Source organism: Pseudomonas fluorescens, assembly GCF_003732425.1.
GTDB lineage: Bacteria > Pseudomonadota > Gammaproteobacteria > Pseudomonadales > Pseudomonadaceae > Aquipseudomonas > Aquipseudomonas fluorescens_BE.
Genome location: NZ_MOBX01000015.1, coordinates 295307 through 309238, shown reverse-complemented (window position 1 = coordinate 309238; position 13932 = coordinate 295307). Strand labels below are relative to the sequence as shown.

The 13932-nt window shown below is 60.4% G+C and carries 11 protein-coding genes and 1 pseudogene; 7 read left to right on the top strand and 5 right to left on the bottom strand.

Annotated elements, in window-relative coordinates; translation table 11 throughout:
• Positions 1-89 precede the first annotated feature (89 nt).
• Both BK670_RS23400 and BK670_RS23395 read left to right on the top strand, forming a co-directional pair.
• Entirely contained in the window at positions 90-896 is an 807-nt protein-coding gene (locus BK670_RS23400) for a DUF4892 domain-containing protein (protein WP_123453312.1), read from the top strand.
• 69 nt (positions 897-965) lie between these two features.
• Positions 966-2018 (top strand): AI-2E family transporter, encoded by a 1053-nt coding sequence (locus BK670_RS23395; RefSeq protein WP_123453310.1) that lies wholly within the window; start codon positions 966-968, stop codon positions 2016-2018.
• A 571-nt stretch (positions 2019-2589) separates the two neighbouring features.
• Here BK670_RS23395 and xopAW read toward each other — a convergent pair.
• From xopAW to BK670_RS23380, 3 genes are all read right to left on the bottom strand, one after another.
• Positions 2590-3444 carry a XopAW family type III secretion system calcium-binding effector gene (xopAW, locus tag BK670_RS23390; RefSeq protein ID WP_123453308.1) on the bottom strand — a complete coding sequence of 285 codons (855 nt, stop codon included), beginning with the start codon at positions 3442-3444 and terminating at the stop codon, positions 2590-2592.
• 233 nt (positions 3445-3677) lie between these two features.
• Positions 3678-4727 carry a sensor histidine kinase gene (locus BK670_RS23385; protein WP_123453306.1) on the bottom strand — a complete coding sequence of 350 codons (1050 nt, stop codon included), beginning with the start codon at positions 4725-4727 and terminating at the stop codon, positions 3678-3680.
• Positions 4727-5476 carry a response regulator gene (locus BK670_RS23380; RefSeq protein WP_016983639.1) on the bottom strand — a complete coding sequence of 250 codons (750 nt, stop codon included), beginning with the start codon at positions 5474-5476 and terminating at the stop codon, positions 4727-4729. The genes BK670_RS23385 and BK670_RS23380 overlap by 1 nt, the downstream gene beginning before the upstream one ends.
• A gap of 296 nt (positions 5477-5772) precedes the next feature.
• Between BK670_RS23380 and pyrF the strand changes: the two genes are divergently transcribed.
• On the top strand, positions 5773-6471 hold the full coding sequence (gene pyrF, locus BK670_RS23375; RefSeq protein ID WP_185036818.1) for an orotidine-5'-phosphate decarboxylase: 699 nt from the start codon (positions 5773-5775) through the stop codon (positions 6469-6471).
• A gap of 84 nt (positions 6472-6555) precedes the next feature.
• On the opposite strand, the gene BK670_RS23370 is transcribed toward pyrF, so the two are convergent.
• Positions 6556-7560 carry an NADP-dependent oxidoreductase gene (locus tag BK670_RS23370; protein ID WP_123453304.1) on the bottom strand — a complete coding sequence of 335 codons (1005 nt, stop codon included), beginning with the start codon at positions 7558-7560 and terminating at the stop codon, positions 6556-6558.
• A gap of 229 nt (positions 7561-7789) precedes the next feature.
• Between BK670_RS23370 and BK670_RS23365 the strand changes: the two genes are divergently transcribed.
• From BK670_RS23365 to BK670_RS30315, 4 genes and pseudogenes are all read left to right on the top strand, one after another.
• Positions 7790-8551 carry an SDR family oxidoreductase gene (locus tag BK670_RS23365; RefSeq protein ID WP_016983635.1) on the top strand — a complete coding sequence of 254 codons (762 nt, stop codon included), beginning with the start codon at positions 7790-7792 and terminating at the stop codon, positions 8549-8551.
• A 190-nt stretch (positions 8552-8741) separates the two neighbouring features.
• Entirely contained in the window at positions 8742-10142 is a 1401-nt protein-coding gene (locus BK670_RS23360; RefSeq protein ID WP_123453302.1) for an aminotransferase-like domain-containing protein, read from the top strand.
• Positions 10075-11358 (top strand): annotated as a pseudogene (locus BK670_RS30320) (HAMP domain-containing protein); the annotation flags it as partial. The gene BK670_RS23360 and the pseudogene BK670_RS30320, both read left to right, overlap by 68 nt.
• Positions 11338-12219, top strand: a complete 882-nt coding sequence (locus BK670_RS30315; protein ID WP_404942491.1) for a methyl-accepting chemotaxis protein — start codon at positions 11338-11340, stop codon at positions 12217-12219. The pseudogene BK670_RS30320 and the gene BK670_RS30315, both read left to right, overlap by 21 nt.
• Before the next feature lie 608 nt (positions 12220-12827).
• Here the strand turns inward: BK670_RS30315 and BK670_RS23350 are convergent.
• The gene (locus BK670_RS23350) at positions 12828-13586 is read right to left on the bottom strand and encodes a hypothetical protein (RefSeq protein ID WP_171057407.1); all 759 of its coding nucleotides are present in this window, start codon (positions 13584-13586) and stop codon (positions 12828-12830) included.
• Positions 13587-13932: the final 346 nt, after the last annotated feature.

Sequence of the window (13932 nt, the reverse complement as noted above, 5' to 3'; positions counted from 1 at the left end):
GGCGGGTTGAAATGGGAGACAACCACGATGGATTTCTACACCGCTGCGACCTCGAATCATCCAGTCCTGCCGATCCGATGAGCCTGACTATGCGGTCACTCAGTCTGTTGGCACTGTGCTGTTTCAGTACCGTTTCGTTCGCCGCCGATGTGCCGGGCAGTCAGGATCTGCAGATCGTGCCGCGTCTGGCCGATGCACAGATCGTCGACTACCGCCCGCCCGTGGAGCTTGAGCGGATTTATCCGCTGGGCTCGATCCGCAAGATCAGCGGGCAACTGCGTTTCGACGGCCAGGTCACCGCCCGTGGCCAGACCACTTCGGTGACCTACGAGTTGCCGCCCGAACACTCCGCCACCGAAGCCTTTACCGCCGCTCGCGAAGCCCTGCAAAAGCAGGACGCCGAATTGCTGTTCTGGTGTCAGGCGCGTGATTGCGGTGAAAGCAGCCTGTGGGCCAACGAGGTGTTCAGTAACGCCAAGTTGTACGGCGCTGACGAACAACAGGCGTATCTGCTGTTGAGGCTGGCCGCACCGCGCGACAACACGCTGGTGGCGCTTTACAGCATCACCCGCGGCAATCGCAAAGCCTACCTGCATGTCGAACAGTTCGAGGCGGGTGCGCCGCTGGGTGAGTTGCTGCCGACCTCGGCGACCCTGTTGCGTCAGTTGAAAAGCACCGGTGAACTGGATTTCCCTGATCGCGTGAATGATCCGGATGACACCTGGCTACGCCTGATTTCCCGTGGTCTTAACCTCGATACGACGTTGCGCGTGACGGTGTCCGGGCCGAAAGCCGAGGCCTGGCGACAGGCCCTGATCAATCAGGGCGTGCGCGCGGCGCGCATGGAAACCGGCAGTGTCGAAGGCTCTGGCCTGCGCATCGATCTGTTGCGTTAAGCTGTTTCGGGCGAGCACGAACCGTGTGTTCGCCTACTCTTTGCCTGACTGACTTTTTCGAGACCTTACATGCTCAATAACGATCGCCTGCTGGTGCAGATCCTGCTGCTGGTGTTGTTTGGCGCCAGCCTGTGGGTGATGGCGCCGTTCTGGTCGGCACTTTTCTGGGGCGCGGTGCTGGCGTTTGCCAGTTGGCCGCTGATGCGCCTGTTGACCCGTTGGCTCAATGGCCGCGAATCCTTGGCTGCAGCGATTCTGACGTTGGGCTGGATGTTGCTGGTGGCAGCACCGCTGGTGTGGTTGGGGTTCAACCTGGCGGATCACGTGCGCGATGCCACGGCGTTCATCAAAGATGTGCAGGTCGACGGTCTGCCGGAAGCGCCGGTGTGGCTGGGGACGTTGCCGTTTGTGGGAGAACGTCTGGTCGGGCTGTGGAACAGCATTGATCAGCAGGGCGCCGCACTGATGGTATCGATCAAACCGTATCTGGGGCAGGTCGGTAACTGGCTGCTGGCGCGCAGTGCGCAGATCGGTGGCGGGATTCTCGAGCTGACCCTGAGCATTGTCTTTGTGTTCTTTTTCTATCGCGACGGGCCACGGCTGGCGGCATTTGTGCACAGTCTGCTGGAGCGCTTGATCGGTGATCGCGCCGGGTATTACATCGAGCTGGTCGCCGGCACGGTGCAGCGGGTGGTCAACGGGGTGATCGGTACGGCGGCGGCGCAGGCGGTTCTGGCGTTGATCGGGTTTTTGATTGCCGGGGTGCCGGGGGCGTTGGTGCTCGGGATTGTCACCTTCCTGTTGAGTCTGATTCCGATGGGGCCACCGTTGGTGTGGGTGCCGGCCACGGCCTGGCTGGCGTGGAAGGGGGAGTACGGGATGGCCGTGTTTCTCGGGATTTGGGGGACGTTCATCATCAGTGGCGTGGACAACGTGCTCAAGCCGTATCTGATCAGCCGCGGGGGGAATTTGCCGCTGGTGATTGTGTTGCTTGGGGTGTTTGGCGGGTTGATTGCGTTTGGGTTTATCGGGTTGTTTATCGGGCCTACGTTGTTGGCGGTGGCTTATAGTTTGTTGACGGATTGGAGCAAGAGTCAGTCTCGGGTTGAGGATCGGCGGTAGGCCTTTGGACTTGGCGGCCTTTGGGCCGACCATGTTGTGGGTGGGGTGGGTGAATATCCGTTTCTGCGGGTGCTGCCGCTGGCGGTTCCGCTCTTACAGCGGGTCACTTTTGCAGACGCCGGAATGCCGGCCCAGCCAAAAGTAACCAAAACGCTTTGTCCTGACGTTCGGCCCACTCGCTGGGGCTCGGGGTTCCTTCGCTCCGGGATCGATCCGGGGGCATCGCCTCCGGTTTGCTTCGCTGCACCTCCTCTCGATGTGTTCGACTTCGTCGAACGGTCGCTACGCTCCCACCCCCGGATCAATCCCTCCACTCAGCCTGCCGACGGGCCCTCAGCTCAAGAGCTGCAGCCGAGCTAACGCTCATCCTGTTGAGTGGTGAAGAGCGTGTGGGTGCATGGCTTTGCTTTTCTGTAGGAGTGAGCCTGCTAGCGATGGCGGCCTGACAGCCGACCAGTCTCTTTGACCTTGCACAATCCTCTGTAGGAGCTGCCGAAGGCTGCGATCTTTTGCCGTTGATTTTTTACAATCAAAAGATCGCAGCCTTCGGCAGCTCCTACAGGAGGGCAACTTATGTGGCGACGTTGAGGTATTTGCCCACTGACGCAGTTTTTTCCAGCGAGTACTGTTTGCTCAGATTGGCAATCATGCGGTTCAGCGCTTCAGTCGTGTTCTGCGTCGAAGCGGTCTGCTCTTCGTCAGGTCGTTCCCGGCCTGCCTGTAGCGCCGCTTTCAACTCGTCACTGCTCACGCCGCCACTGCTGTCGCTATCGAGCTCCTTGAGCAGCGCGGCGCTGGTGTCGGTGCTGGTCGTTGCGGTGCTGTTGTCGCTGGTTTTCAGTGCGCTGTCGAGTTCGGTCGCGGTCACGCTGCCGTCGCCATCGGCGTCGAGTTGGCTGAACAGTTCGTCGCTGTTGATTTGCACTGGTGGAGGAGGCGGTGGGGCCAGGCTGGCGGTGAGTTCGTCCTGGCTGACGGTGCCGTCCTTGTTCTTGTCGAGGGCGGAGAAGATTTCGTTGCTGTCGGCAGTGCTGCCGGCGCTGGTCAGACCGCTGCTCAGTTCGTCGCCGCTGATAGCGCCGTCGCCATCGGTGTCGAGGGCGCTGATCAGGGCGTCGGCGAGGTCGGTGTCCGGTGCTTGATCGCGTGGCGGCGGAGGGGGCGCCATAGCGGTCATTTCTTCGGCGCTGAGGCTGCCGCTGGCGTCGCTGTCCAGATCGCCGAATTGTTTGCTCAGGTTGACCAGCAGGCCGTCGTCGGACTTCTGCGACAGGGCGCTTTTCAGTTCGTCCTGATCCACTGTGCCATCGCCGTCGCTGTCGAGTTTGGCGAACAGTTCTTTTTGCAGTTGCTGGCTGCGGGCGTTTTGCGTGGAGGTACTGCTGGTGCTGGTATAGCTCGTGTAGTTGCTGACGCTACCGATCATCGGACTCACTCCCTGGAATGGAAAACCGGTGGGTGTACCGGCTTATGCAGCGTCGGGGCGCAAGTTGTCGGGGGTATGTGGGATTTGTACCGGTGGGTACACACGATGCAATTAGCACCAAATACCTTGTAGGAGTGAGCCTGCTCGCGATAGCGGTTTATCAGTGACATTTACTGTGACTGACACTCCGTTATCGCGAGCAGGTTCACTCCTACAGGTGGATTGTGTGTTTCTCAGAGGCGCGGCAGGCGAATGATGGCGGTAAGGCCGCCGCCGGGGGTTTCTTCAAGACTGAGCTGGCCACCCAGACGTTGCGCCGCCTCACGGGCAATGGTCATGCCCAGGCCGACACCGCCGGAGTTGCGATTACGCGAGCCTTCCAGGCGATAAAACGGTTCAAACACCGCTTCGCGCTTGTCTTCGGCAATCCCTGGGCCGTGGTCGATTACGCGGATCAGCAACTGCTCGCGCTGATCCTGCAATTCGATGCGTGCCTGCCCGGCGTAACGCAGGGCATTGTCCATGAGGTTGTTGATGCACGAACGCAGCGCCATCGGCTGTACCGGCAACGGTGCGCAATGGCCGCTGACCTGGACGTCGGCGCCTTGGTCCTGAGCATTTTCACAGAGCGACTCGACCAATGCCTGCACGTCCATCAACTGCAACGCTTCGCTGGTACGCTGTTCGTGCAGGTAGGTGAGGGTGGCGTCGAGCATGCCAATCATGTCGTCCAGGTCCTGACGCATCTGGCCTTGCAGCTTTTCATCGCTGATGTTTTCCAGGCGCAGTTTCAGGCGTGACAACGGTGTGCGCAGGTCGTGTGAGACCGCGCCCAGCATCCGCGCACGCTGCTGCACCTGTTCGCGAATGCGCCGCTGCATCAGGTTGAAGATGTAGGCGGCTTGTCGCGCTTCCCGCGGGCCGGACTCGTCGAGCGGTGGGCTGTCGAGGTCTTCGCTGAGACGTTCGGCGGCGTCGCTCAGGCGCTGAATCGGGCGACTCAACAATTTGGCGCCGTACCACGCCGCGATCATCAGTGTGATGAACTGAAAGGTCAGCGGCACCACCGGGCCACCGAACCACGGACGCGGTGGCCGTGGCGGGTAGCGCGGATCATGTGCCATCGGTTGCCCTTCGGCGCCTTGGGAGAACTCCGGCGGCGGTGGCGGTGGGGGCGGCCCGTAGTGGTGGAACCAGGCAAAAGCCAGCAGGTGCGCCAGGACAATCGCCACGAACAGCACGCCAAACAGGCGACCGAACAGCGTGTCGAAGCGCGCCCGCATCAGCCGATGTCCCGCGCGTCGAACAGGTAACCCTCACCGCGCACGGTTTTGATCAACTGCGGGGCTTTTGGGTCGTCACCGAGTTTTTGCCGCAGACGCGATACCAGCAAGTCGATGCTGCGGTCGAAGGCTTCGATCGAGCGGCCACGGGCAGCATCGAGCAGTTGCTCGCGGCTGAGTACCCGGCGCGGACGTTCGATAAACACCCACAGCAAGCGGAATTCGGCGTTGGACAGTGGCACCACGAGGCCATCGTCGGCGATCAGCTGGCGCAGGACGCTGTTCAGGCGCCAGTTGTCGAAACGAATGTTGGCGCGCTGTTCGGTGCGATCATCGCGCACCCGGCGCAGAATGGTCTGAATGCGCGCGACCAGTTCACGCGGTTCGAACGGTTTGGCCATGTAGTCATCGGCGCCCAGTTCCAGGCCGATGATGCGGTCGGTCGGTTCGCAGCGGGCGGTGAGCATCAGGATCGGGATGTCCGATTCGGCACGCAGCCAGCGGCACAGCGACAAGCCGTCTTCGCCGGGCAGCATCAGGTCCAGCACGACGACGTCGAAATGCTCGGCCAGCAGCGCCTGACGCATCGCCGCACCGTCGGTGACGCCGCTGGCGTGGATATTGAAGCGGGCGAGGTAATCGATCATCAGCTCGCGGATCGGCACGTCATCATCGACGATCAGCGCACGAATGCTCCAGCGCTTGTCGTCTTTCGGCTCATCCGTCGCGGTCATTTGGGTGTTGTGCATGAGGCTGTTCATCTGCCAGTAGGCCGCCAACCACAAAAGATGGGCTGCGAGGTGGTGGTATCAGCATAGGCGTCCGGCGGTTAAGCGGGAAGTGCTGATGTAAGGGCGTGTTGCGGCTGGCGAGGCTAGCGCGGGCGCTTGTTGCTGGCGTGTCGGTTGTGTATCGGAGTCGACACAATAGCAGCGAGCGCTATGCTGATCACGATCGGCGCGACGATTTACCGATCATCGGGTGCCGCGCCGCCGCCGGTTCCGCTACAATGCGCGCCGATTTCGACCTGCCTGAGAGCCCATTCATGTCCGCCTGCCAGACTCCTATCATCGTCGCCCTGGATTTCCCCACCCGTGACGCCGCACTGAAGCTGGCCGACCAGTTGGACCCGAAGCTGTGCCGGGTCAAAGTGGGCAAGGAACTGTTCACCAGTTGCGCCGCAGAAATTGTCGGCACCCTGCGTGACAAGGGGTTCGAAGTATTCCTCGACCTGAAATTCCACGACATTCCCAACACCACCGCGATGGCCGTGAAAGCCGCTGCCGAGATGGGCGTGTGGATGGTCAACGTGCATTGCTCCGGTGGCCTGCGCATGATGGCGGCCTGCCGTGAAGAGCTGGACAAGCGCAGCGGCCCGCAGCCGTTGCTGATTGGCGTGACCGTGCTGACCAGCATGGAACGCGAAGACCTCGCCGGTATCGGTCTGGATATCGAACCGCAGGAGCAAGTGCTGCGTCTGGCCGCACTGGCCGAGAAGGCTGGCATGGACGGTCTGGTGTGCTCGGCGCTGGAAGCCACGGCACTGAAAACCGCGCACCCGTCCCTGCAACTGGTGACCCCGGGCATTCGTCCGGCCGGCAGCGCGCAGGACGATCAGCGTCGCATCCTGACCCCGCGTCAGGCGCTGGATGCCGGTTCCGATTATCTGGTGATTGGCCGTCCGATCAGCCAGGCGGCGGATCCGGCCAAGGCACTGGCTTCGGTTGTAGCCGAAATCGCCTAAAAAATCGCAGCCTTCGGCAGCTCCTACAGGGGTTATTTGAACACCTGTAGGAGCTGGCGCAGCCTGCGATCTTTTGATCTTGCTTTAGATTTTCAGCACCAACTTGCCAAAGTTCTCGCCGCTGAACAGTTTCATCAGCGTTTCCGGGAAGGTCTCCAGGCCTTCGACGATATCTTCCTTGCTCTTGAGCTGCCCCTTGGCCATCCAGCCGGCCATTTCCTGCGCGGCGCTGGCGTATTGCGCGGCGTAGTCCATCACCACAAAGCCTTCCATCCGCGCACGATTGACCAATAGCGACAAGTAGTTGGCCGGGCCTTTGACCGCTTCCTTGTTGTTGTACTGGCTGATCGCGCCGCAGATCACCACGCGTGCCTTCATGTTCAACCGGCTCAATACCGCATCGAGGATGTCGCCGCCGACGTTGTCGAAATACACATCGACGCCTTTCGGGCATTCGCGTTTAAGCCCGGCCACGACATCTTCGGACTTGTAGTCGATGGCACCGTCAAAGCCCAACTCCTCGATGAGGAATTTGCACTTGTCAGCGCCGCCGGCAATGCCGACCACACGGCAGCCTTTGATCTTGGCGATCTGCCCGGCAATGCTGCCCACCGCACCTGCCGCACCGGACAACACAACGGTGTCGCCGGCTTTCGGTGCACCGACATCCAGCAAGGCGAAGTAGGCGGTCATGCCGGTCATGCCCAGTGCCGACAGATACACCGGCAGCGGTGCCAGTTTCGGATCGACTTTGTAGAAACCTCTTGGCTCACCGAGGAAATAATCCTGCACGCCAATGGCACCGTTGACGTAGTCCCCGACTGCGAACCCCGGATTGTTCGAAGCAACGACTTTGCCTACGCCCAGCGCGCGCATGACTTCACCGATACCGACCGGCGGGATGTAGGACTTGCCTTCGTTCATCCAGCCGCGCATGGCCGGGTCGAGGGACAGGTATTCATTCTTGACCAGAATCTGGCCTGCCACCGGTTCGCCGACCGGGACTTCCTGGTAGGTGAAGGTCTCGCGGTTGGCCGCGCCCACCGGGCGTTTGGCGAGCAGGAACTGGCGATTGGTCTGGTTGGTCATGGCAGGCACTCGAACGGAATGAAGCCTTGTTGATAGACCCTCGGGAGCCTTGGCGCAAGGTTGGCTGATGCGGCGAATGCACGCCGATCCAGTGCAGTGATGATTACCTGGTCGGTTTTATCACTGCGACGCATGGGCACATAAACAGCCATTGGATAGTGCTGACGCTCGGCAGACCCCAATGGCTATGCTGCCAATCACCTGCAGCTATCCCTTTGAGGACATAACAATGAGCATGACGTTTTCCGGTCAAGTTGCCGTAGTCACCGGCGCGGCCAACGGCATCGGCCGTGCGACCGCGCAGGCGTTCGCCGCCGAAGGCCTGAAAGTGGTGGTCGCCGATCTGGACGCGGCAGGGGGCGAGGGCACGGTGGCGCTGATTCGTACAGCCGGCGGCGAAGCGACCTTCGTGCGCTGCAACGTGACCGTCGAAAGTGAAGTGAAAAATCTGATGGACGAGGTTATCAACACCTACGGCCGTCTCGACTATGCCTTCAATAATGCCGGCATCGAAATCGAAAAAGGCAAACTCGCCGACGGCTCGATGGATGAGTTCGACGCGATCATGGGCGTCAACGTCAAAGGCGTCTGGCTGTGCATGAAGTATCAGCTGCCGCTGTTGCTGGCGCAGGGCGGTGGAGCGATCGTCAATACCGCTTCGGTGGCAGGGCTGGGCGCGGCGCCGAAGATGAGCATTTATGCAGCGTCGAAGCACGCGGTGATCGGTTTGACCAAATCGGCGGCTATCGAATACGCGAAGAAGAAAATCCGCGTCAACGCTGTGTGTCCGGCGGTGATTGATACCGACATGTTCCGCCGCGCCTATGAGGCCGATCCGAAGAAGGGCGAGTTCGCCAATGCCATGCACCCGGTCGGGCGCATCGGCAAAGTCGAGGAAATCGCCAGTGCCGTGTTGTACCTGTGCAGCGACGGGGCGGCATTCACCACCGGCCACTCGCTGGCAGTGGATGGCGGCGTCACCGCTTTCTGAAGGACGCGCAAGAAAAACAGCCCGCATTCGTTGCGGGCTTTTTTGTGGGCAGCGGTCAGTTCCGTGAAGCCCCTTAAACAATGTGTATCAAACGGTTAGAACGGTCGCTTTTGGCGGCGTTGTCGCACAGCCTGTCCGGCGCGGCTGTGATTTACTGCCGCCAGCAAAACGGACAGGAGTTTGCTTGCTCATGGAATTGAGAATTGATCGACAGGCAATGGTGCCGGTCGTGCAGCAGATTGTTGACGGATTGACCGAGTGGATCCTGCAAAGTGGCGTACCGCCGGCCACCCGTTTGCCCTCCGTGCGGCAGATCGCCAGGGGCAATCTGCTCAGTCAGTCGTGCGTGGTCGAGGCGTGTGAGCGGCTGGTATCGCAGGGGGTTCTGAGTTCATGCCAGGGCGCCGGGTTCATTGTCGCCGCCTCGCCGTCGGCACTGGGCGTAGAAGATGAACTGGCGCCATTCGAGGGTCGGTTTGCCTGGTGCGATGCCGTGTGCGAAGCCGCCGGTGGCTTGAAGCTTGGCGCGGGCGGTCTGCCGCAAAGCTGGCGCGAGCCCGACGACCTCAGCTATGCGCTGCGCGAAGTGGCGCGCACCGATATGGCCAGCCTGTTCAACTACAGTACGCCCTTGGGGCTTCCAGCGTTGCGCGAGCAGATCGTCAAACGTCTGAAGATGTTCAATATAGAGGCCCGCAGCGCGCAGTTGCTGAGTACCTGCGGCGCCAGCCACGCGCTGGATCTGATCGTGCGCACCTTGTTCAAGGCCGGAGACTGCGTGGTGGTCGAAACGCCCGGGTATGCGCCGTTGTTCGATCTTTTGCGCCTGCATGGCGTGCGCATGCTTGAGGTGCGTCGTACCCCGCACGGGCCGGATATCGACGCGCTGGAAGCGTTGCTGCAACAGTTTCGCCCTGGCGCACTGTTCATCAACAGCCATCATCAAAACCCCACGGGCAGTTGCCTGTCGCCGAGCGTGGCGCAACGTCTCCTGCAACTGAGCAAGACCTACGATTTGCGCGTGATCGAAGACGATGTCTACGCAGACTTGCACACCGGTAACGGCACGCGCCTGGCGGCTCTGGATGATGAGGGGCGGGTCATCTATGTGGGCAGTTTTTCCAAAACGCTGAGCAGTTCGTTGCGCGTCGGGTTCGTCTGCGCCGACAGCGAAATTGTCGAGCGTCTGGCGCAGGTCAAGATGATCAGTGGCCTGGGAGCATCGAGGTTTACCGAGGCGGTGCTGGCCAGTCTGATGGTCAGTGGCGCTTACCGCAAACTGGTGCAGCGCCAGCGACAACGCCTGAATGCTGATCGCGCCGCCGCGTTACAGGTGCTTGAGGATGCCGACTGGGAGGTTTTCGGCAAGCCTGCGGGTGGGTTGTTTATCTGGGCGCGTTCGCGCATGACCGATCATTCCCGGGTACGTCGGCAAGCTCAACGCTGTGGCGTGTTGCTGTCAGCACCTGATGCGTTCAGCCCCAGTGGCGAGTCGGGCGACTGGCTGCGCATCAACGTCGCCTATGCTTGTGATCCACGCGCCCGGCAGTTTTTTCGCAACACCGTGGCGGATCGACCTCAAGTGTTCTGAAAACGACGCGGGCGTAGCTTTTTGCCATTATTCCGACGTCAGAGACTTGTGCCGGTGGATGGCCGTTGCGACTCTTCGCTCTACTGACAATGGCAGGGGACTACGCGCAATGATTTCGGCCATGCAAGGACGTTTTGCCAACCTCGGTATGGCAATAAAACTGGGTATCGGGTTTGTACTGGTCTTGCTCCTGACCGCGCTGGTGGCGGCTATTGGCGTCTGGTCCCTGCAAACCATCAGTCAGCGTTTTGACGGGCTGAAGCAAATGTCCTCGCTCAATAGCGGTCTGCTCAAGGTGCGGCTGCTCGAGCAGGAGTATGCCCTGCGCGGCAATTCGAAGACGGCCGATGCCCTGCGTAAGGGCGTCGACGAACTGGTTGCTCTGGCTGATCAGCTCAAAGCGCAGTCGGCGGCCAATGTGCCGGTCATGAATGATGTACAGCAGTCACTGGGCGCCTATCGCAAGGCGTTCGACGAGTTTGTGTCGCTGACGCAGGCCAAGGATCTGGCACTGGAAATGGCCAGCTGGTCGGTGTCCAGTGTGGCCAACAACCTTGACGTATTGCAGGCCGGGCTTGCCGACGACGGCGCCTATACCTTGAAAGACACCGAGGGCAAGGATGGCGCGCAGTTCATCGAGCAGGCCAGTCAGGTCAGCCAGGTTTCGCGGTTGATGCTGCAAGCGATGAACGAAGCGCGGATTCGCCTGGATCAAAGCCGCAAGGGCGATGCCGACAGTGCCGGCAAGGGCAATATCGAACAGGCTGCACAGGCGCAGGCGCAGGCCGAAGAATTGAAAACCACGGTCAAGGACGAAGGCTATCTGACCGTGCTCAATGAAGTCTCCGGGCACATTGTCGGTTTCAACGACAAACTGGCTGAGTACACCGGATTGCTTGCAGAGGAAAAAACTGTCTACGAGAAATTGCATCAGCGTGCCGACCAAGTGGTCGAGCGGGTGAATCAGGCGTATGTCGCCGAAGACGGCGCGATGCAGGCGGAACTGAAGAAAAACTCGCTGCTGATCATTGGTTCTTCGGCGCTGGCGTTGTTGGTGGGATTGCTCGCTGCGTGGCTGATCACTCGACTCATCGTCGCGCCATTGCGCAGCGTGATTCAGGTCGCGCAACAGATTGCCGCTGGCGACTTGAGTGCGACCGTGGAAGTGACCCGCCGTGACGAGATCGGCCAGTTGATGCTGGCGATGCAACAAATGGGGGCGGGGCTGAGCACGATCGTCAGTGGACTGCAGGCGGGGATCGAGCAACTGGCCAGTTCGGCGCAATCGTTGTCGGCGGTCACCGAGCAGACCAACCTTGAGGTCAGCAGCCAGAAGGAAGAAACCGAGCAGGTCGCCACGGCAATGAACCAGATGACCTCCACCGTGCATGACGTTGCACGCAATGCCGAAGAAGCGGCGCTGGCCGCGCAGACGGCGGATGACAAGGTCGAGAGCGGGCAGCAGGTGGTGCGCCAAAGCATGGCGCGGATCGAGCAATTGGCTGACTCGGCGACGTCGGCCAGTTCGAGCATCGAAAGTCTCAGTGCGGAAATCCAGAATATCGGCACGGTGCTGGGGGTGATCAAGAGCGTCGCCGAGCAGACCAACCTATTGGCGTTGAACGCCGCGATCGAGGCCGCACGGGCCGGGGAGCAGGGCCGGGGCTTTGCGGTGGTGGCCGATGAGGTGCGTGCGCTGGCGCGGCGCACGCAGCAATCGACTGAGGAAATTGAGCGGCTGGTGAGTGCGTTGCGCACGGCGGCGCATTCATCGGTGCAGCAGATTCAGAGCAGCGGCGAGTTGGTGAAGCTGGCGGTCAGTGATGCGTTGCAGACTGAGAGTGCACTGGGGAGTATTGCGGCGGCGGTGTCGTTGATTCAGCAGATGAATCAGCAGATTGCGGCGGCGGCCGAGGAGCAGAGTTCGGTGGCGGAGGAGATCAATCGCAGTGTCACCAGTATTCGTGCGAGTGCGGATCAGTCGTCGATCGCGATGCGCGGGAATGCGGCTTCGAGTGTTGAACTGGCGCAGTTGGGGAGTGAGTTGCGTGGGATGGTTGGGCATTTTCGGCTTTGATTGAGCCTTGGCGGCCTGTGGGCCGACCATGCGCTTGGGTTTTGGGTGTATATCCGGTTTTTTGGGTGTTGCGGCTGGCGGTTCCGCCCTTACGGCGGGTCACTTTTGGCAAACGCCCCAAAAGTAACCAAAAACGCTTGCTCCTGCGTCCGGCCCACTCGCTAGGGCTCGGGGTTCCTTCGCTGCGGGATCCATCCGGGGGCATCGCTTCCGGTTTGCTTCGCTGCACCTCCTTTCGATGTGTTCGACTTCGTCGAACGGCGCTACGCGCCTGACCCCCGGATGCATCCCTCCACTCAGCCTTCCGACGTCGCCCGTGGATCAAGATCAATATCAAGAGCTGCAGCCGAGCTAACGCTCATCCTGTTGAGTGGTGAGGGGCGACGCGATACGAGTATCTAACGGTTGAACTTAATCCCTGTGGGAGCTGGCTTGCCAGCGATGGCGGCCTGACAGTCGACCAATCTCTATCCGAATTCACTCAATCGAAACTGTGGGAGCGAGCCTGCTCGCGAAAGCGTTCTCACATTCACCGGTTTTCTATCGGGTTCACTCCTGCGCGCCCACAAAAAAGCCACCTCTCGGTGGCTTTCTTTCAATCTTTGCAATCAGTCGTAGATCACTTTCTTCTTCCAGTCGGCATCGGCCTCGACATCTTTGAGGCCGGCGGTCAGTTGGTTCTCTTCGCCTTCGACCGGTGCAATCTTGTCCATGACCTGGGCGTTGGCGCGGGCCAGCAGTTTTTCCAGGTATTGCAGTTGTTCTGCGTAGATCTGCGGATCCTGCTGTTTGCGCAGGTATTGCACGCCGCGTTCGAAGGCGAGGCGGGCTTGGCCGGGCTGGTTTTGTTGCAGGGACTGTTGGCCGAGGTTGTTGAAGAATTCGATATGCAGCAGCACCAGAATGTGGCGGACTTCGCGAATCCAGTGTTTGGCTTCATTCGGCGGCAGGAAACCGTCGTGGGCGGCGCGGGTGATTTGGCCGTGGAGGGCTTCAAGCAGGAAGCGCACGTCTTTGGCTTTGGCTTCGGTCAGGATCGGCGCCGGTGGGTTGTTGACCGGGATCGATTCGCCTTGGGCAACCAGGGCGCTCAGTTCGGTGATGCGCGCCTTGGTGGTGGCGCTGGTTTTTTCCAGGTTCAGCAGGCGCTGGCAGACGTTCAATTCCAGACGGGTCAGCAGCAGCTTGAGTGCCGGGGTCATGAACTGGCCGGGGAAGGTTTCGGTCAGTTCGCCACAACGGCGCAGGCGGTCATTGAGTTCGACCTTGGTGCGGGCCTTCTCCAGTTTGTTGTTTTCCACCACATGGTTCATGTAGCCAATGGCGATCAGAATTGCGATCCCGGCTATGACTAGCAGGGTGATCATGAGTGGTGTCACCGGTAAGACCTCTTTATAGGGTTCGCATGCGAGTGTAGTGGCTAGGCATTTAGCCGCCTAGCGCCGCTCGACGAGTTGGATCGGCAGGTTCAATCTGTATCGGCCGCACGCTGCTTATATGAATGCTGGCGCTGCGGGTGCAGATTGCCATCACTGTGCGGTGGACTATAACGTCTTGGCGAGTGGCGGAATATAGGCGTCAATCGTCGGGCGACGGAAAAGCCTGGTTGCCGCTGTAAAGCAGGTCGAAGTCATTGATTTAAATAAATTTATATCAAGGGGTTGACGACCTCTCAATCCATCCATAGAATGCGCGCCACTTGCAGCGTAAAGC